A 17,045-nucleotide genomic window follows, 5' to 3' on the forward strand; every position below is an offset into this window, starting at 1 on the left:
AAGGGGGACGCCATGGATACCTACGGACTGTCGCGCGTCGTGGCGGAGAAGGGCGTGCTGCCGCAGCGCGCTCGCAAGCTGGACCCCTCGCTGCCGTGCCGCGAGGCGGAGCTGCTCATCGACGTGGAGAGCCTCAACATCGACGCCGCGTCCTTCAAGCAGATCAAGGACGACGTGGGCGGCGACCCCGCGCGCATCGCATCCCGCATCCAGGACATCGTCCTCGAGCGCGGCAAGATGCAGAACCCCGTCACCGGCTCGGGCGGCATGCTCATTGGCCGCGTGAAGGAGCTGGGCGCGAAGCACCCCGCCAACGGCGTGCTCAAGCCGGGGGACCGCATCGCCACGTTGGTGAGCCTGACGCTCACGCCGCTCGTCATCGAAGAGGTGAAGGCGGTGCACGCGGACATCGACCGCGTGGACATCCGCGGACATGCGCTGCTCTTCGCGAGCGGCATCTACGCGAAGCTCCCGACGGACATGCCGGACACGCTGTCGCTGGCGGCGCTGGATGTCTGCGGCGCGCCCGCGCTGGTGGCGCGCTACGTGCGCCCGGGCATGACGGTGGCGGTGCTGGGCGCGGGCAAGAGCGGCGCGCTGTGCCTGGCGCAGGCCCGCCGCAGCCTGGAGAGCCGCGGCAAGCTGCTGGCGCTGGACATCTCCCAGAAGGCGCTGGACGCGCTGTCCGCCATTGGCCTGTGCGACGAGGCCATGAAGGTGGACGCCACCCAGGGCGTAGACGTGATGGAGGCCGTGTCGAAGGCGACCAACGGTCAGCTCTGCGACCTGGTCGTCAACTGCGCCAGCGTGGGCAACACGGAGATGGCGTCACTGCTGTCCGTGAAGGACGGCGGCACGGTCATCTTCTTCTCCATGGCCACCAGCTTCACCACGGCGGCCCTGGGCGCGGAGGGCGTGGGCAAGGACGTCACCATGCTCGTGGGCAATGGTTACGTGCCCGGCCACGCCACCCTCACGCTGGACCTGCTGCGCACCGAACCGTCGCTGCGCCAGCTCTTCGAGTCCCGCTACGTCTAGGGCTTGAGGAAGGCCGTGTGCACGGCCTGCATCAGCGGATCCTTGGAGCCACCCACCAGGGTCTTGGGCATGTGACCCTGGTTGATGGTCCAGATGATGCTGCCGCCCAGGCCCTTCTCCCTCGCCCAGCGGCCCTTCTCCGACACGGACGCGACGTCCTCATAGGAGATGTAGTTGCAGGCCTGCGGGCCGTACGCGGTGGGGAAGGAGAGGTAGGGCGCCTTGGCGGCGTCGTCCCAGCGGTACGCCTCCGGCTGGTAGTAGTGCGCCTGGATGTTGGCGTAGCTCATCGCGTTGTCGCTCTGCTCCTCCGCGATGTCGTCGCGCCCGTCCAGCGGGGTGCCCGGCTCCGTGATGCCCTTCCAGCAGGTGCCGAAGAAGCCCACGCCCACGCCCATGCGCTGAGGAGGCACGCCCGCGTTCAGGAACGCCTGCACGGAGCTGGCGACGGAGCTGGGGTGTCCGGGGTTCTCACCGAAGAGCGCGCTGGAGTGCCAGCTCGCCCACTGTCCCCAGTGGCCGCTCATCTTGTAGGCCATGATGTTCATCTGATCCACGCGGGCGGCCAGCTGCCGGTGGAACTCCGCGTCCACCTTGCCCAGCGGGAAGTTGGAGTTCACCCAGCCCACCGGCACCGTGATGATGATGTTCTCGTCCGCGGCGCGCAGGTCATCCAGCAGCGCCAGCAACGGCGCGCTGTCCTGCGGCAGGAGGATGGGCTCCCAGTCCACGTCAATGCCGTCGAACTGCAGCTCGTGCATGGTGTTGATGATGTTGCGCACGAAGTTGCGGCGCTTCTCCAGCGTCTCCGTCGCGGCGCGGAAGCCGTCGTACTCGCCCATGCCGCCCAGCATCAGCAGCGCCTTCTTGCCCGCCTCGTGCGCCCGCACCGCCAGCGCTCGGGCCATTGCCGGGCCCTGCACGGGGTCCACGTCGAAGTCGGTGTAGAGCGTGCCGTCGATGCGCGGACGGATGCGGCCCACCACGATGTGCGTGAGCAGTGACATGTCCACCGCCTCCACCGGGTACAGGTCGCGCTGGTAGCCCACCCAGTAGCCCATCACCCATTGGGTGGGCGCGCCACCCGGACGCGGCGTCACCTGGGCCGTCTGGCGCGTGCAGGGGCCTTCGCCCATCTCGTTGGCGGCGCAGACGGTGAAGGTGTACGCCGTTCCGTTGTCGAGGTTCTCGATGAGCGTGCCTGACGACGGCGCGTCCACTCGCTGCACGCGGCCGCCCGGCTCCACCATGACCTTGAAGTACGACAGCGGCCGGCCGCCGTAGCTCGCGGGCGCGAGCCAGCTCACGTACGCCTGGCCGTTGCCCGCAGTGGGCACCACCGAGCGCGGCTGTCCCGGCACCGTGGGGTTCGGGATGCTCATGCCCGCCTTGGGCGTCACCAGGTCCGTCTCCACGGAGGCCTGGCCCTCGCCCATCGCGTTCACCGCGGCGACCTTGAAGACGTAGGTGAAGCCGTTGTTCAGCCCCAGCACCGTGGCCTGCGTGTCGGGCACCTTCACCAGCGCGCCGCCGCACTCAGGCACGCAGCGCACCACGTAGTAGAGCAGCGGGCTGCCGCCATCACCGGGCGGCACCGTCCACGTGACCAACGCGGAGGCGTCACCGGCCTGCGCGACCACCTGCTTCGGTGCTTCGGGGGCTGTGAGCGGAGGTGGGGGTGTGTCCGGACCTCCGCCAAAATCGCAACCGCTCAACATCACCGCGAGGGCCAACCCCACCCACCCACGCATTGGCATTGCCCGATGGCTTTTCATCCCTGCACTCCTGGAAGAACGCGGGATGTTATGCGGCCAACCCCCCACTCGGAGTCAAGGCTACCTGGAAAAATGTGGCAATTTTGTATGAATTGGAATTCGTATATTAAACCGACTAATCCCATTCCTCCAGAGAATCACGAAACCTCAGCGGATGGGAAATGGGCCTCCAAAGGACGGCTGGTGTGGGGGCTGCCAGCGGGTGTCTTGCTTCACCTCGCCTGGGCGGTGGAGTCGGTGGGTACGGCGGGCGCCACGGGGGCAGCGGGGACCTGGGTTTGGGCCCAGTCGTTGGCGGAGCGACCGCTGGCGTCGCGCACAGCGGGGGAGGCTCCCTGGTGGCGCAGCTGGTCGGCCACCTCCGTGCGGCCGAAGAGGACGGCGAACATCAGGGCCGTCTGGCCCAGCCGGTTGGTCTGGTCCACCGCGCAGCGCTGGGCGGAGAGCAGCTTCACCACGTCCGCGTAGCCCTTGAAGGCGGCGCCCATGAGGGCCGTGTTGCCCCGGCTGTCACCCGCGCACGCGTCCGCCCCGGCGTCGAGCAGCGCCTGCACCGTCCGGGTGTGGCCGTGGTAGGCGGCGAGGATGAGGGGGGAGAAGCCTCGCTTGTCGCGGGCCTCCACGGGCGTGCCGGCCTTGACGAGCCCCTGGACGATGTCCGTCTCGCCTTCGCGCGCGGCGGCGAGCAGGTAGCGCTCCGCATCGCTGGTGGCGAGCAGCCGTCCGGCGGGCGTCGCCGGAGCGCGCAGGGACATCCACGCGGCGGTCAGCACCGTGCACACCAGCATCACCAGACCCAACGAACCGAGCAGCAGCTTGCGAACCATGAGGGCGTCTCCAGGGGAGGAAGAGTGGAGGGGAGAGCGGGCCGCCGTCGTGTCACCGGCGGCCCCGGTGCGTCAGGTCACGGCTGGCCGGTGGTGGCGAGCGGGGCGATGGTGGCCTTCGCGTCGTCCAGCTTCACGTTCACGGCCTTGGCCAGGCGCGTGCCGTAGTCCGCGTTGGCCGCGTAGAAGTGGCCCACCATGCGCGCCTTGACCTTCGCGTCGCGCACCTGGCCCAGGTCGCCGGCCAGGTTCTGGATGAGCCGCTCCTTGCCGACCGCGTCGAGCGCCGTCCAGAAGGCGCCCGCCTGCGCGAAGTTGTCCGTCTTCGCGATGGGGCGCTGCTGCGTGGTGCCGGTGAGCGGCGCGTTGGAGAAGAGGGCGGAGGGCGTGTCCTGCGTCTCACGCGTGATGCTGGGCTCGTAGTTCACGTCCGACTTCGTGTTGCCGCTGTTCATCGCGCCGGCCTGGCTGTTGTTCTCCACCGCGGCGCGCGCGCGGTTCACCGGCAGCGACAGGTAGTTGGCGCCCAGGCGGTAGCGCTGCGTGTCCGCGTAGGAGAAGAGGCGGCCCTGCAGCAGCCGGTCCTCGGACGGCTCGATGCCCGGCGGCATCACGCCCGGGGAGAAGGCGGACTGCTCCGTCTCCTCGAAGAAGTTGTCCGGCATCTTGTTGAGGGTGAACCTGCCCAGCTTCACCGGGGGCAGCTTGTCCTTGGGCCAGTCCTTGGTGGCGTCCAGCGGATCGAACGTGAAGCCGTCCAGGTCCTTGGGATCCAGCACCTGCACGCTCAGCTCCCACGAGGGGAACTTGCCGGCCTGGATGTTCGTGTAGAGGTCGTGCGTGGCGTGCTGGAAGTCCTCGCCGCCCAGCTTCGTGGCCTCCTCCACGGTGAGGCCCTTCACGCCCTGCTGCGACTTCCAGTTGAACTTGACGTACTTCACCTGGCCCTTGGCGTTGACGAACTTGAACGCGTGCACGCCGTTGCCGTCCATCTGCCGGTAGCTCGCCGGGATGCCCAGCTCCGTATAGAGCTGGGTGAGCATGTGCGTGGATTCCGGCTGGTGACTGAAGAAGTCGAAGAAGCGGTTCGGGTCCTGCCGGTTGGTGATGGGGGACGGCTTCAGCGAGTGCACCATGTCCGGGAACTTCATGGCGTCACGGATGAAGAAGATGGGCAGGTTGTTGCCGACCAGGTCCCAGTTGCCCTCGTCCGTGAAGAACTTCAGCGCGAAGCCGCGCGGATCTCGCAGCGTCTCCGGTGAACCGCTCGGGTGGATGACCGTGGAGAAGCGCACGAACATCGGCGTCTTCTTGCCCTTCTGGGCGAAGACGGACGCGCGCGTGAGGTTGGAGAAGTCGCCGTAGCTCTCGAAGGAGCCGTACGCGCCCACGCCGCGCGCGTGCACCACGCGCTCCGGGATGCGCTCACGGTCGAAGCGCGCGAGCTTCTCGATGAGGGCGAAGTCCTCCAGGAGGATGCCGCCCCGCGGGCCGGCCGTCTTGGAGCTCTGGTTCGTGCCCAGCGGCGCGCCCGAGTCGGTGGTGATGGGCGGAGGATTGCCGGCGGCGAGGACAGGGGCGCCAGACAGCAGGACGGCGAGCATCAACGAGCGTCGGTTCAAGGGGAACTCCTTGGGTTACGGGGGAACCGGGCCACCCCTAAAGCACGCCTCGTGCCGAACGTTTGCGTCCTGTGATTTCAATGGTTTGAGTGTGGAGGCCTCAGTCTGTTCACCGGCCTTTCGGTGTTTGAACCGAAATGGCGGTGGCATTCTTCACCGCTTTATCGGTGCTCAAGTAGGCAGCGACATTTCGGTGAGAAGGCTTTTGTGTGATGCGTCTCGCCATTCAAGAGGCGCGGTGCGGCATCGTTTGCTGGCGGTGCGGGCGCCTGTGTTCTTGCGCAGAAGGGCGCGGGGCTCGGGTAGGGTGCGCGCATGTCAGGCCCGTTCATCGACGACGCGCGGATTGCCGAGGCGCGCAAGCTGGCGGACGAGATCGTCAATCCGATCTTCGACCTCATCCAACGCAACACCACTGTTTCCAATGAGCGCACCGTCTTGCGCTTCTTTGGCATTTCCGGCGCGGGTACGCGTGGCGTACCCCTGGCCAACCTCATGGTGGACAAGCTTCAGTCCGCCGGAGTGCTCAACCGGGGCGCCGCGTACTGGTACGGCCGCGCGCTGCAGCTGGGCGCCAGCAGTCCACTGGACGCCGTGGAGCGCATCACCGCGCTGCCCACGGACAAGCTGGGCGCGCTGTCTCCAGAGATGGAGGCCAACCTGCGCGACGCCGTGCGCGAGGAGGCCCGTGCGGCGATGGCGGAGCTGAAGTCCCGCATCGCCCAGCGCAACGCCCTGCGTGAGCAGTTCCCCATGTCGCCCGCGCCGCACAAGTACGTCATCGTCGCCACCGGCAACATCTACGACGACGTGGACCAGGCGCGCGCGGCGGCGCAGGCAGGCGCGGACGTCATCGCGGTCATCCGCTCCACGGCGCAGTCGCTGCTGGACTACGTGCCCCACGGCGCGACGACGGAGGGCTACGGCGGTACCTACGCCACCCAGGAGAACTTCCGCGTGATGCGCGAGGCCCTGGATGACGAGAGCCGCAAGCTCAAGCGCTACATCCAGCTGACCAACTACTCGTCCGGCCTGTGCATGTCGGAGATCGCCTTCTGCGCGGCGTACGAGCGGCTGGACATGCTCCTCAACGACGCGATGTACGGCATCCTCTTCCGCGACATCAACATGCGGCGGACGTTCATCGACCAGTACTTCAGCCGCCGCATCTGCGCCCTGGCCGGCATCATCATCAACACCGGCGAGGACAACTACATCACCACCGCGGACGCGTACGACGCGGCCCACACCGTCATCGCCAGCCAGTTCATCAACGAGTGCTTCGCCAAGCGCGCGGGCCTCAAGGACTGGCAGCTGGGCATCGGGCACTCGTACGAAATCGACCCGTACCGCGACGACACGCTGCTGCTGGAGCTGTCGCAGGCGATGCTGGTGCGCCGCTGCTTCCCGGACGCGCCGCTCAAGTACATGCCGCCCACGAAGCACAAGGAGACGGACATCTTCTTCAGCCACGCGTACGACGTGATGGCGGACCTGGTGGCCATCTGGACGCGGCAGGGCATCCAGCTGCTGGGCATGATGACGGAGGCCATGCACACGCCGCTGCTCGCGGACCGGTACGTGGCGCTCAAGTCCGCGTCGTACATCCACCGCGCGGCGCGGGGCATCGACGAGGAGTTCACCGTTCGCGAGGACGGGAAGATCGCCAACCGCGCGCGGGAGGTCTTCGCCAAGGCGGAGGAGCTGCTGCGCGAGTGCCACACCGAGGGCATGGTGGCGGCCATCGGCAAGGGGCGCTTCGGCGACGTGAAGCGCGAGGAGACCGGTGGCAAGGGCCTGGACGGCGTGCTGGAGAAGGCGCCGGATTACTTCAATCCGTTCCTGGAAATGCTGGAGGCGTCATGATCCTGAGTACCTTTGTTGCCGTGATGGTGGCCGCGGGCGGCAGCGCGGATGCGTTGAGCAGCGTCACGGTGAAGAACATCGCGCTGAAGGCCCCGGCGGCGTGGACGCGCTCCAACGTGGACGGCTCGGAGAAGTTCCTGGCGCCCTCTGGCGACGCGTACTTCATGGTGGACGTGGGCGCGGTGCAGACCGCGGGCATGAAGGCGGAGCTGTGCCGCACGAAGATCCTCGCGAACATGGGCGGGGACAGCTGGACGATGCTGAAGGTCGGCGGTCAGCCGGCGGCCACGAAGATGGACACGGACGCGGCGCCGGACGGCAGCGGCAACGTGGACACGGTGACGTACGTGGGCTGCAACGGGAAGACGACCTGGTCGGTGGTCTTCTACATGGAGCAGGGAAAGAAGGACCGTTTCGCCGCGGTGGCCGAGAAGGTGGGCACCAGCGTGTCGTTCACGCCGCCCAAGGGCAAGAAGGGCTAGTTCGATGGTGAAGCCGAGCAAGCAGATCATCCGCCCCTACGGCGACCGTCGCGACGACGGCATGGTGCAGCTGTCGTTCACGCTGCCGGTGCCGCTGTCGGAGAAGGCCAAGGAGGCCGCCGCCCAGTTCACGAAGAAGATGGGCTTCACGGACGTGAAGGTGGCCGCCGCCGAGCGCGCGGCGGACCAGTACACGTTCTTCGTCGTCTACGCCCGCTCCAACGTGACGCTGGACTACGCGGAGATCGACGTGCCGGAGGTGGTGGTGCGCAAGATGGGGTTCAACGACCTCAACGCGCTCATCAAGGAGAAGGTGCGCCGGCGCATCGTCGTCTTCGGCGCGTGCACGGGCACGGACACGCACACGGTGGGCATCGACGCCATCCTCAACATGAAGGGCTACGCGGGCGACTACGGCCTGGAGCGCTACCCCGGCTTCGAGGCGTTCAACCTGGGCAGCCAGGTGCCCAACGAGGACCTGATCAAGAAGGCCACCGCGAAGCACGCGGACGCCATCCTGGTGTCCCAGGTCGTCACGCAGCGCGACGTGCACAAGGACAACTCGCGCCAGTTCATCGACGCGGCGAAGGCGGCGGGCATCCACGGCAAGACGCTCCTGCTGCTGGGCGGGCCGCGCGTGGACCACAAGCTGGCGCTGGAGCTGGGCTTCGACGCGGGCTTCGGGGCGGGCACCAAGCCGTCCGACGTGGCGAACTACATCGTGCACGCGGTGATGAAGAAAGAGGGCACGGAGTCCGCCGACTCCCACTACCAGGGGGAACCCACGTGAGCACTGGCACCAAGGCGGTACTGCGGCTGCGCATGGGCAGCCACGACGCGCACTACGGCGGCAACCTGGTGGACGGGGCGCGGATGCTCGGTCTGTTCGGGGACGTGGCCACGGAGCTGTGCATCCGCTCGGACGGGGACGAGGGCCTGTTCCGCGCCTACGACTCCGTGGAGTTCCTGGCCCCAGTGTACGCGGGCGACTTCATCGAGGCGGAGGGCGAGATCATCAGCGAGGGCAACACGTCGCGGAAGATGCGCTTCGAGGCTCGCAAGGTCATCAAGCCCCGGACGGACGTGAATGACTCGGCGGCGGACGTGCTGCCGGAGGCGGTGGTGGTGTGCCGCGCTTCGGGCACCTGTGTCGTTCCGAAGGACAAGCAGCGGGTGAAGCGATGAGCAGGCCCATGGTCCTCACCGCCGCCCTGGTGGGCGCGGAGACGACGCGCGAGCAGACGCCGTACCTGCCCATCACCGCGGAGGAGATCGCGGAGGACGCGGCGAAGTGCCGCGAGGCCGGCGCGGCGATGGTGCACATCCACGTGCGCACGGCGGAGGGCAAGCCGTCGCAGGACGCGGAGCTGTTCCGCGCGGCCATCCGAGCCATCCGCAAGCGCACGGACGTGCTCGTCCAGGTGTCCACGGGCGGCGCGGTGGGCATGGGCGTGGACGAGCGGTGCGGCGGGCTCACGCTCACCGGTGCGGACAAGCCGGACATGGCCACGCTCACCACGGGCACGGTGAACTTCGGGGAAGAGGTGTTCTGGAATCCCCGGCCGCTGGTGCGCGACATCGCGAAGCGCATCAAGAGCATCGGCCTCAAGCCGGAGCTGGAGTGCTTCGACGTCGGGATGATCGACGAGGCGCGCTACCTGGCGAAGGAGGGGCTGGTGGAGTTGCCGGCGCACTTCGACTTCGTGCTGGGCGTGCCGGGCACGCTGCAGGCGCGGCCGGAGGTGCTGGACTTCATGATCGCCTCGCTGCCGGAGGGGAGCTCCTGGACGGTGGCGGGCGTGGGGCGCCAGCAGCTCCCGTTTGTAGAAGAGGCCGCGAAGCGCGGCGGCAACGCGCGCGTGGGCCTGGAGGACAACATCTACCTGTCCAAGGGCGTGCTCGCGAAGGGCAACTTCGAGCTGGTGGCGGAGGCCGCGAAGCGGGCCCGTGCGGCCGGCCGTGAGATTGCCTCCCCCGAGCAGGCCCGGCAGCTGTTGCGCCTGGGCTGAGGTTTCACGCGCTGAGCCGTCACTTGAGGCCCGGGAGCGGATTCGCCCCGGGCCTTCGTGTTTCTTCTCCGTGATGCTCGAACGCGGTACGGCCTCCCGGCTGCTTACGCGGCCCAGGCCCAGCCGACATGGCCATCAGGGCGCACCAGCATGCCGCCCACGCCTTCGAAGTCCGCGCGTCGCAGGTGACCTCGCAGCGTCGTCACCTGGGAGGGCCAGCCGGGTTCCCAGCGGGGCAGGGGGCGTGCGTCGTCCTCGCCCAGCCCCAGCAGCAACCACCGGCCCGGATGCAGCGCCGCGTAGAGCCGCGCGTCCGTGCCGAGCTCCACGTCGCTCAGGCGTCGGCCGCACCATTCGGACAGCAGCGGTGACGGTGTCTGGGGCGCGGGCACGTCCAGCGGCGCGTAGCTCACGTCGAGCGCCCCGATGTTGTCGGCGAGCTGGCGGTTCAGCCGGGGCTCGCGGAGCAGGCCGCTCAGCAACTCGCGCAGGGCCAGCGTCTCCCGCGTGGCGCCAATGAGCGCGGTCTGCGCCAGCGTGTTGTGGATCAGCGCTTCACCCACGGGACGGCGCTCGCGCGAGTAGCTGTCGAGCAATGCCTCCGGCGCACCATCCTTCACCACCGCCGCGAGCTTCCATCCCAGGTTCATCGCGTCCTGCAGGCCGACGTTGAGCCCCTGTCCTCCCGCCGGGAAGTGGATGTGCGCGGCGTCGCCCGCGAGCAGCACGCGTCCCTCGCGGTAGCGCTCCGCGAGCCGCGTCTCGTTGCCGAAGCGGGACAGCCACCGGGGCTCACGCATGCCGAAGTCAGAACCCGCGATGCGCAGCGTGCTCTCCCGCAGCTCCTCCAGCGTGACGGGCTCGCGCACCGGCGCCTTCTCTCGGAGCGGATCATTCACGACGATGCGGTGGACGCCCGGTGACATGGGCACCACCATCACGCCGCCCCGCTCGTTCGCGATGCCGAGGGCGGGCTGGGCCGGCGGCGCGCCCAACGTCACGTCGCCCAACACCGACGTGCGCGTCACGTCCGTCCCCGGGAACGGGATGCCCGAAAGCCTCCGCACCGCGCTCCGGGCTCCGTCCGCGCCCACCACGAAGCGCGCCCGGATGCGGAACGTGCCCGCGTCCGTGGAGCCCTCCAGGTCCACGCCCTCGTCGTCCTGTCGCAGGGCCTCCACCGTGTGGCCGCGCCGCACGGCCACGCCCAGCTCCCGCGCCCGTTCCTCCAGCAGGGCCTCCGTCACCGCCTGCGGAAGGAACAGCGTGTAGGGGAAGCGCGTGTCCAGGACGCTGAAGTCCAGACGCGTGTCGAGCATCGCGAAGTGGCCGGTGGGCAGCGGCCGTCCCCGCTCCAGGAACCGGCCCTCCAGCCCTCGCAGCGCCAGCACCTCCAGCGAACGCGGATGCAGCGTCAGCGCCCGGGACTCGCGCACGGCCTCCACGCGACGCTCGAACAGCTCCACCCGGACGCCCGCCAGCGCCAGCTCGCACGCGAGCCACAGCCCGGTGGGACCTCCTCCCACCACCGCCACATCGAGGACCTCCGCCATGACCGACCTCCCGCCCGAAGGCGTTAAACTAACGTTGTTAGGGATCAACTAACGGCGTTAGATTGTCAAGCCAGCGAGGGGCAGCGCGGGCATGCGAATCCAGCGGGAGCAGGTGGTGGCGGCGGCGTGGACGCTGCTGGACGAGCACGGCCTGGAGGGCCTCACGATGCGCGTCCTGGCGAAGGCGCTCTCCATCCAGGCCCCGTCGCTGTACTGGCACTTCCCGGGCAAGCAGGCCCTGCTGGACGCGATGGCGGACACGCTGGTGCGGGACGTGGCGCGCACGCTGACGCCGGAGTCACCGTGGGAGGCGGTGGTGCGCACCGTGGCGGAGGAGCTGCGGCGCGCGTTCCTGGCCCACCGGGACGGCGCCCGCGTCTACGCCGGAACCATCGTGGTGTCCGAGCACACGCTTCGCGTCTCCGACACCGTGATTGGCGCGCTGACGCGGGCGGGGTTCGACTCACGAGCGGCGGGCTGGGCGGCCTTCACCGTGCTGGACTACGTGCTCGGCTTCACCATCGAGGAGCAGGGCTTCACCGCGCAGGACGCCGAAGCGAAGGAGCGGGAAGGGGCGCTGCGTCAGCTCGCCTCGGCGCGCTATCCGCACGCGGCCAGCGCGGTGGACGCCATCCTGGACCGCGACTTCGAGCGCCGGTTCGCCTTCGGGCTGGACCTGCTCGTCGCGGGCATCCGCGAGCGGCTGTCCACGCCGTAGCGCGTCGCTGTCAGGTTCTCGCCGCGCATTTCGTCCCGCTGCCCGGCACGCAGCGCACCCGCCGACACCGCCCCTACGTCCCGGCTGTCCGCGCCGGATGGCTCGGGCATCATGCCGCGCATTCCTCCCGCTCTGACGGGAGCCCATGAGGAGTCGCGCAGCGATGGACACGGGACTGCAGGGCAAGGGCGTGCTGGTGACGGGCGGCGCGGGCGGCATCGGCTCCGCGCTGGTGCGGGCGTTCGCGGGCGAGGGCGCGAAGGTGGCGGTGCACTACCACCGCAGCCAGGACAAGGCGGCGGCGCTCGCGCGCGAGGTGGGCGGCGCGGCCGTGCGCGCGGACCTCACGGTGGAAGCGGACGTGGACGCGCTGGTGCCCCAGGCGGTGAAGGACCTGGGCCGGCTGGACGTGCTGGTGTGCAACACCGGCGTGTATCCCGCGCCCGATGAGCCGCTGTGGCAGATGTCGTTGGAGCGCTGGCGGCGCACGTTGGCGCAAAACCTGGACAGCGTGTTCCTGAGCTGCCGCGCGTTCCTGCGCCACGTGGAGACCACGGGCACGGGCACCATCGTCATCATCAGCTCCACGGCGGGCCTCTTCGGTGAGGCGGGCCACACGGACTACGCGGCGGCGAAGGGCGCGCTCGCGGCGGGCTTCGTGAAGAGCCTGAAGAACGAACTGCACCGCATCGCGCCCATGGGCCGCGTCAACGTGGTGTGCCCGGGCTGGACGGAAGTGGATCGCAACCGCGACAAGCTGGGGGACCCCAAGTTCGTCGGCCGCGTCACGCGGACGATGCCGCTGCGCAAGGTGGGGCAGCCGGAGGACGTGGCGCGCGTCGTGGTGACGCTTGCGTCGGATCGCATCTCCGGACACGTGACGGGCGAGGTCGTCACCGTGGCCGGGGGCATGGAAGGACGGGTGCTGCATGAAGACTGACCTGGACGTGCGGACGTACAACCGCGAGGCGTGGAACGGCGAGGTGGGACGCGGCAACCGGTGGACGTTGCCGGTGGCTCCAGAGGTCATCGCCGCCGCGCGACGGGGTGACTGGAGCGTGGTGCTCACCCCGACGAAGCCCGTGCCGCGCGCGTGGTTCGGGGACCTGAAGGGCAAGGACGTGCTGGGCCTTGCGAGCGCGGGCGGCCAGCAGTGTCCGGTGCTCGCGGCCGCGGGCGCGAACGTCACCGTGTTCGACAACTCGCCCTCGCAACTGGGGCAGGACCGCAAGGTGGCCGAGCGCGAGGGACTGTCGCTCCAATACGTGGAGGGCGACATGTGCGACCTGTCCGCGTTCGCAGACGGGAGCTTCGACCTCATCTTCCACCCGTGCTCCAACTGCTTCGCGGAGGAGATTCTCTCGGTGTGGCGCGAGGCCTTCCGCGTGCTGCGTCCGGGCGGCGTGCTCCTGTCGGGCATCTGCAACCCGGTGCGCTACCTCTTCGACCCGGTGGACGAAGAGAAGGGCGTGATGCGGCTCAAGTACACGATGCCGTACTCGGACTTCACCAGCCTCACCGTCGAGGAGCGCCGCCGCTACACCGACAAGGATGAGCCCATGGTCGTGGGCCATTCGCTAGAGGAGCAGCTGGGCGGACAGATGGAGGCGGGCTTCGTGCTCACGAACCTGTTCGAGGACAAGTACGAGGGGGGCAAGGACCTGCTCTCCACGTTCCTGCCCACCTTCATGGCCACGCGTGCCCTGAAGCCTGTATCGCGTTCGTGACACAGAAGGGCGTTGCACCTGGCCGCCGCGAAAGCCTACAGGTGAGATGTCCGGGTCCTCCCGGACATCCCCCCATTCGTAGGAGTCGTCCATGAAGGTGTCGCTGCGTCTTTCCGCGGTCGTGATGCTGGGTGTTTCGCTGCTGGGCCTGGGCTGTGAGGGTGCGGACGCGAGGGACCCGCTGCAGGCCATCGAGGCGGGCGCGCAGGTGAAGGTGGATCCCGCGCTGGCGGAGGTGAAGCAGGGCGCCGTGGGTGACACGCTGATGCGTTGCACGCAGCCGCAGGATGGCAGCTACCTGGAGGTGGTCCAGACCGCCACGGGCTACGAGGCCGCCACGGTGGTGGAGGCCTATGACCCCTGGGACTGCCGCTGCACGTATGAGAAGCGCACGGTGCTGGGGCAGTACACGCAGTGCCTGCGCTCCACGGTGGATCCGCGCATCATGAATTGCTACCGCGTGGAGCCCGGTGGCTCGATTGGCAAGGTGGTGCTGTCCACCACGCGCGTGCAGCGCACGCAGATGGTCATCGGCAGCACGCAGACGGTGTCGTACACGGACCTGAGCATCGCGGCCATCAACCAGGACCCGGGCCACACGCCTCGCCAGGACTTCACCTACGGCCTGGCGGACTGCCAGTAGCCGGCGGTTTCCGGAGGCGATTTAACCTTCGGCGGGCTCCGGGGTTTTGAGTGTCAGAGCGCGACGGGAAGCAGGCTGCACGGCTGCTCCCGGAGCGTTTTGACCTGAACCCGGAGTCCACACACCATGTCGCTCAAGTCCATCCTTCGCGGTACCGCCGTCGCCACGCTGCTCCTCGCCGTGCCTGTGCTCGCGCAGACGGCCGCGCCGTCCGACTCCAACGCCAAGTCCGGCCAGTGCGAGGGCCGCCGGGGCAAGCACGGCGGCGGGGGCCACAAGTTCGGCCGCATGGATCACCGGCTGGACAAGCAGGTCGCCGAAGGGCGCCTGTCGCAGGCCCAGGCGGACGGATTCAAGGCGGAGGCCAAGCAGCTCCAAGAGGAGATGAAGGCAGCCCGCGCCTCCAACAACGGCCAGGTCGACGAGACCACGCGCTCGCAGTTCAAGGAGCGCCGCAAGGCCCTGAAGGAGAAGATCAAGGCGGCGCTGGCGCCCACGCAGCAGGGCGCCTGAGGTCCCGCCGTGATTGGAGGACGTGACGCGAGGGCCTCGGCCAGCACAGACTGACCGGGCCCTTACGTCCGCGGGAGTCCCCATGCTTCGCAGTCTCCTCGTCGCCCTCGTTGCCCTGACCGCCGGCTGCCGCGCGCACTCCAGCGCGACCCAGGCGGAAGCGGCGCAGGCCCCGGTGGGCACGCCGGACGCGGCGGAGTCACCGGTGGAGCTGGTGGCGGACAAGGAACTCCAGCGCGTGCAGAAGCGCGCGCAGTACATCGCCGAATCGGAGAAGGGCACCCTCAGCGCCACGGACCTGCTGCAGGCGCGTCCGGATGTGGACCGCTCGCGGGTGAACGGGGTCTTCACCGTGCCGCGCGGCAACGCCTGGTACTCCGTCTTCGGCCGCTTCAATGAGCAGGACGCGTTCGTTCCCGCGTACGCGTACCGCGCGCCCATCGAGTTCTCCGGCGAGATGGAAGACTTCCCCGCCGAGTCCCTGCCCGAAGGCATGGACGCTCTGGCCCGCGCAGCGAGCGCCGCCTGCGAGCGCGTCTACCAGGTGCACGGCCGCAAGCAGCTCAAGCCCGTCGTGCTGGAGGAGGACGACGGCATCACCGTCTACGTGCTCCAGGGCTTCGACGACTCGAACCTGTACCTGCTGGGCGGCGACTTCCGCTTCAAGTTCAGCAAGGACGGCCGCCAGAAGCTCCAGGAGCTGCCCCTGCACCAGGGGCTCATCCCCGTGTCCGTCGCGCCGGACGCGGACGGCGAGCGGCCCCAGTTCTCCGCGCACGCGCATGTGCTCTTCCCGGGGCCGCTGGAGACGGAACTCGCGCTGGTGATGCTCCATCCCGCGCTGGGCGGCCTCTTCGTGGGCGTGGAGGACCAGGACCGCGTCTACGCGCTGTCGCCAGATGGCACCATCCGCGAGGTGCGCTTGAGCCGCGAGGAGGTCCTGCGTGAGCTGCGCCCGGACGGCACCTTCGCACCGCCCGAAGAGCTGAACGTCGCACCGGAGCCCGGCGCGGACGTGGTGCTCTGAACAGCTCCTGACTCCGCAGTGTTGAGCTTCGTTCACGTCCTTCCCGGCGGTCCGTCATGGCCAGGGGGCGGAGTGCTTGAGTTCGCGCCCTCACGACAGGAGAACACGGATGGCCTTGCAGAACGACTACCAGGACGTGCTGGACGTGGCGAAGAACGTGGGCGCGAAGGTCGAAGCGCGCGAGGAGAACGGCAAGCTCGTCATCAAGGGCACCGTCGACCACGCCTTCGACCGTGATCGCATGTGGGATCAGATCAAGGCGAAGCACCCGAAGTGGAACGATGAAGTCATGGTCATGCTCACCGTGACCCACGCCGAGCCCTACGGCGTGCACACCGTGAAGTCCGGCGACACGCTCAGCAAGCTCGCCAAGGACATCTACGGGGACATGAAGCTGTACACGAAGATCTTCGAGGCCAACAAGGATCAGCTCAAGGACCCGGACCACATCAAGGTGGGCCAGGTGCTCAAGCTGCCGCCGAAGACCATCGCCAACCGCGCCTGAGTCTCAGCGCTCCCGGTGCCGGTGGACCGCGGTCTCGCGGCCCGCCGGCCTGGTGGCTCAAGGGCAGTACGGGCACTCCACCGTCGCTTCGAGCGAGTCGTAGACGAGGCAGTTCTGGTCCGCGGCGCTGTCGTTCTTCTGCTGGCAGCGGTAGTTCCACACGGAAGCGCACTGCGTGTAGACCTGCGCGTCGCCGGTGGGCCCCTGGTAGGTGGACGTGCAGGTGCCGCCCGAGCTTCCACCCGACACAGTGCAGCTGTTGGGGTCGGTGTTGCTCGTGCACTTGAGCGTGGAGCAGTTGGTGCCGTTGCCCATCCACTTGCCCGAACAGCTGGAGGCCGAAGTGCGCTGATCACAGAGCACGCGGTTCAGGTTCGAATCGTAGTAGGCGCACGCACCGTTGCCGCCGCCGCCACCGCCACCGCCGCCACCACCGCCGGAAGGCGTTCCCCAGCTCCAGTCGGGCGTCCTCGGCTCGGAGAAGCTGTTCAGCAACACCTCTCCGTCAGAGAAGCCCACGTCCTCGCACGAGTCGCCGTCGAAGTAGCCGCAGTAGTCCCAGCCGTCGCACCAGAAGTCGCGGCACTCGTCTTCGGTGTCCTCATTGCAGAAGTAGATGGACGAGCCATGGACGCAGGCGCCCTGAGTGGGGAAGCACCCGGGCAGCACGAGGCTCACGGCGAGGGACAGGAGGACAGCGGACACAACGCCCGTGAGCGGGCGAGGGGATGGATTCATCC

At 68.6% G+C, this 17,045-nt stretch carries 18 protein-coding genes; 13 read left to right on the top strand and 5 right to left on the bottom strand.

The features are described 5' to 3' along the window. Positions 1-12 precede the first annotated feature (12 nt). The gene (locus tag D7Y04_RS20780; RefSeq protein WP_120598012.1) at positions 13-1,038 is read left to right on the top strand and encodes an L-erythro-3,5-diaminohexanoate dehydrogenase; all 1,026 of its coding nucleotides are present in this window, start codon (positions 13-15) and stop codon (positions 1,036-1,038) included. On the opposite strand, the gene D7Y04_RS20785 is transcribed toward D7Y04_RS20780, so the two are convergent. The 3 genes from D7Y04_RS20785 to D7Y04_RS20795 all read right to left on the bottom strand — a co-directional run bounded on the left by D7Y04_RS20785 (position 1,035) and on the right by D7Y04_RS20795 (position 5,262). Continuing rightward, on the bottom strand, positions 1,035-2,795 hold the full coding sequence (locus D7Y04_RS20785; RefSeq protein ID WP_172816647.1) for a glycosyl hydrolase family 18 protein: 1,761 nt from the start codon (positions 2,793-2,795) through the stop codon (positions 1,035-1,037). The genes D7Y04_RS20780 and D7Y04_RS20785 overlap by 4 nt on opposite strands. Before the next feature lie 230 nt (positions 2,796-3,025). Continuing rightward, positions 3,026-3,640, bottom strand: a complete 615-nt coding sequence (locus tag D7Y04_RS20790) for an ankyrin repeat domain-containing protein (protein ID WP_121760456.1) — start codon at positions 3,638-3,640, stop codon at positions 3,026-3,028. Positions 3,641-3,717: 77 nt separating this feature from the next. After that, positions 3,718-5,262, bottom strand: coding sequence for a catalase (locus D7Y04_RS20795; RefSeq protein WP_121760457.1), 1,545 nt, complete (start codon positions 5,260-5,262; stop codon positions 3,718-3,720). 315 nt (positions 5,263-5,577) lie between these two features. Between D7Y04_RS20795 and D7Y04_RS20800 the strand changes: the two genes are divergently transcribed. Genes D7Y04_RS20800 through D7Y04_RS20820 form a run of 5 tightly spaced genes read left to right on the top strand, consistent with a single transcriptional unit; the run spans position 5,578 to position 9,619 of the window. Beyond that, positions 5,578-7,128 (top strand): lysine 5,6-aminomutase subunit alpha, encoded by a 1,551-nt coding sequence (locus D7Y04_RS20800; RefSeq protein WP_120574364.1) that lies wholly within the window; start codon positions 5,578-5,580, stop codon positions 7,126-7,128. Further along, positions 7,125-7,610, top strand: a complete 486-nt coding sequence (locus D7Y04_RS20805; RefSeq protein WP_120598007.1) for a hypothetical protein — start codon at positions 7,125-7,127, stop codon at positions 7,608-7,610. Before D7Y04_RS20800 ends, D7Y04_RS20805 begins: the two co-directional genes overlap by 4 nt. A gap of 4 nt (positions 7,611-7,614) precedes the next feature. Next, positions 7,615-8,400, top strand: a complete 786-nt coding sequence (locus D7Y04_RS20810; protein WP_120574362.1) for an OAM dimerization domain-containing protein — start codon at positions 7,615-7,617, stop codon at positions 8,398-8,400. Next, positions 8,397-8,795: a hotdog fold domain-containing protein gene (locus D7Y04_RS20815; protein WP_199733715.1), complete on the top strand. Its 399-nt coding sequence runs from the start codon at positions 8,397-8,399 to the stop codon at positions 8,793-8,795. Before D7Y04_RS20810 ends, D7Y04_RS20815 begins: the two co-directional genes overlap by 4 nt. Then, entirely contained in the window at positions 8,792-9,619 is an 828-nt protein-coding gene (locus tag D7Y04_RS20820; protein WP_120574361.1) for a 3-keto-5-aminohexanoate cleavage protein, read from the top strand. Before D7Y04_RS20815 ends, D7Y04_RS20820 begins: the two co-directional genes overlap by 4 nt. 104 nt (positions 9,620-9,723) lie before the next feature. Here D7Y04_RS20820 and D7Y04_RS20825 read toward each other — a convergent pair whose 3' ends face one another. Beyond that, the gene (locus tag D7Y04_RS20825; RefSeq protein WP_120598005.1) at positions 9,724-11,172 is read right to left on the bottom strand and encodes an FAD-dependent monooxygenase; all 1,449 of its coding nucleotides are present in this window, start codon (positions 11,170-11,172) and stop codon (positions 9,724-9,726) included. 91 nt (positions 11,173-11,263) lie between these two features. Here D7Y04_RS20825 and D7Y04_RS20830 point away from each other — a divergent pair, with 91 nt between their 5' ends. The 7 genes from D7Y04_RS20830 to D7Y04_RS20860 all read left to right on the top strand — a co-directional run bounded on the left by D7Y04_RS20830 (position 11,264) and on the right by D7Y04_RS20860 (position 16,305). Next, positions 11,264-11,890: a TetR/AcrR family transcriptional regulator C-terminal domain-containing protein gene (locus D7Y04_RS20830; RefSeq protein ID WP_120598004.1), complete on the top strand. Its 627-nt coding sequence runs from the start codon at positions 11,264-11,266 to the stop codon at positions 11,888-11,890. Between the two features lie 163 nt (positions 11,891-12,053). After that, on the top strand, positions 12,054-12,830 hold the full coding sequence (locus D7Y04_RS20835; protein ID WP_120598003.1) for an SDR family NAD(P)-dependent oxidoreductase: 777 nt from the start codon (positions 12,054-12,056) through the stop codon (positions 12,828-12,830). Next, positions 12,820-13,617 (top strand): class I SAM-dependent methyltransferase, encoded by a 798-nt coding sequence (locus D7Y04_RS20840; protein WP_120598002.1) that lies wholly within the window; start codon positions 12,820-12,822, stop codon positions 13,615-13,617. The genes D7Y04_RS20835 and D7Y04_RS20840 overlap by 11 nt, the downstream gene beginning before the upstream one ends. Before the next feature lie 91 nt (positions 13,618-13,708). Next, entirely contained in the window at positions 13,709-14,260 is a 552-nt protein-coding gene (locus D7Y04_RS20845; protein WP_120598001.1) for a hypothetical protein, read from the top strand. A gap of 126 nt (positions 14,261-14,386) precedes the next feature. Further along, positions 14,387-14,773 carry a hypothetical protein gene (locus D7Y04_RS20850; protein WP_120598000.1) on the top strand — a complete coding sequence of 129 codons (387 nt, stop codon included), beginning with the start codon at positions 14,387-14,389 and terminating at the stop codon, positions 14,771-14,773. An 82-nt stretch (positions 14,774-14,855) separates the two neighbouring features. After that, entirely contained in the window at positions 14,856-15,800 is a 945-nt protein-coding gene (locus D7Y04_RS20855; RefSeq protein ID WP_120597999.1) for a hypothetical protein, read from the top strand. A 109-nt stretch (positions 15,801-15,909) separates the two neighbouring features. Next, positions 15,910-16,305 (top strand): LysM peptidoglycan-binding domain-containing protein, encoded by a 396-nt coding sequence (locus D7Y04_RS20860; RefSeq protein ID WP_120597998.1) that lies wholly within the window; start codon positions 15,910-15,912, stop codon positions 16,303-16,305. Positions 16,306-16,362: 57 nt separating this feature from the next. On the opposite strand, the gene D7Y04_RS20865 is transcribed toward D7Y04_RS20860, so the two are convergent. After that, positions 16,363-17,043, bottom strand: coding sequence for a hypothetical protein (locus D7Y04_RS20865; RefSeq protein ID WP_147477168.1), 681 nt, complete (start codon positions 17,041-17,043; stop codon positions 16,363-16,365). Positions 17,044-17,045 lie beyond the last annotated feature (2 nt).

It is taken from the genome of Corallococcus sp. AB038B, assembly GCF_003668955.1.
Taxonomy (GTDB): Bacteria; Myxococcota; Myxococcia; order Myxococcales; family Myxococcaceae; genus Corallococcus; species Corallococcus exiguus.

What these genes read in the sequence shown, in the direction of transcription:
- D7Y04_RS20780 (WP_120598012.1), top strand. Translation starts at nt 13, where the DNA reads ATGGATACCTACGGACTGTCGCGCGTCGTGGCGGAGAAGGGCGTGCTG.
- D7Y04_RS20785 (WP_172816647.1), bottom strand. Translation starts at nt 2,795, where the DNA reads ATGCCAATGCGTGGGTGGGTGGGGTTGGCCCTCGCGGTGATGTTGAGC.
- D7Y04_RS20790 (WP_121760456.1), bottom strand. Translation starts at nt 3,640, where the DNA reads ATGGTTCGCAAGCTGCTGCTCGGTTCGTTGGGTCTGGTGATGCTGGTG.
- D7Y04_RS20800 (WP_120574364.1), top strand. Translation starts at nt 5,578, where the DNA reads ATGTCAGGCCCGTTCATCGACGACGCGCGGATTGCCGAGGCGCGCAAG.
- D7Y04_RS20805 (WP_120598007.1), top strand. Translation starts at nt 7,125, where the DNA reads ATGATCCTGAGTACCTTTGTTGCCGTGATGGTGGCCGCGGGCGGCAGC.
- D7Y04_RS20810 (WP_120574362.1), top strand. Translation starts at nt 7,615, where the DNA reads ATGGTGAAGCCGAGCAAGCAGATCATCCGCCCCTACGGCGACCGTCGC.
- D7Y04_RS20820 (WP_120574361.1), top strand. Translation starts at nt 8,792, where the DNA reads ATGAGCAGGCCCATGGTCCTCACCGCCGCCCTGGTGGGCGCGGAGACG.
- D7Y04_RS20825 (WP_120598005.1), bottom strand. Translation starts at nt 11,172, where the DNA reads ATGGCGGAGGTCCTCGATGTGGCGGTGGTGGGAGGAGGTCCCACCGGG.
- D7Y04_RS20830 (WP_120598004.1), top strand. Translation starts at nt 11,264, where the DNA reads ATGCGAATCCAGCGGGAGCAGGTGGTGGCGGCGGCGTGGACGCTGCTG.
- D7Y04_RS20835 (WP_120598003.1), top strand. Translation starts at nt 12,054, where the DNA reads ATGGACACGGGACTGCAGGGCAAGGGCGTGCTGGTGACGGGCGGCGCG.
- D7Y04_RS20840 (WP_120598002.1), top strand. Translation starts at nt 12,820, where the DNA reads ATGAAGACTGACCTGGACGTGCGGACGTACAACCGCGAGGCGTGGAAC.
- D7Y04_RS20845 (WP_120598001.1), top strand. Translation starts at nt 13,709, where the DNA reads ATGAAGGTGTCGCTGCGTCTTTCCGCGGTCGTGATGCTGGGTGTTTCG.
- D7Y04_RS20850 (WP_120598000.1), top strand. Translation starts at nt 14,387, where the DNA reads ATGTCGCTCAAGTCCATCCTTCGCGGTACCGCCGTCGCCACGCTGCTC.
- D7Y04_RS20855 (WP_120597999.1), top strand. Translation starts at nt 14,856, where the DNA reads ATGCTTCGCAGTCTCCTCGTCGCCCTCGTTGCCCTGACCGCCGGCTGC.
- D7Y04_RS20860 (WP_120597998.1), top strand. Translation starts at nt 15,910, where the DNA reads ATGGCCTTGCAGAACGACTACCAGGACGTGCTGGACGTGGCGAAGAAC.
- D7Y04_RS20865 (WP_147477168.1), bottom strand. Translation starts at nt 17,043, where the DNA reads ATGAATCCATCCCCTCGCCCGCTCACGGGCGTTGTGTCCGCTGTCCTC.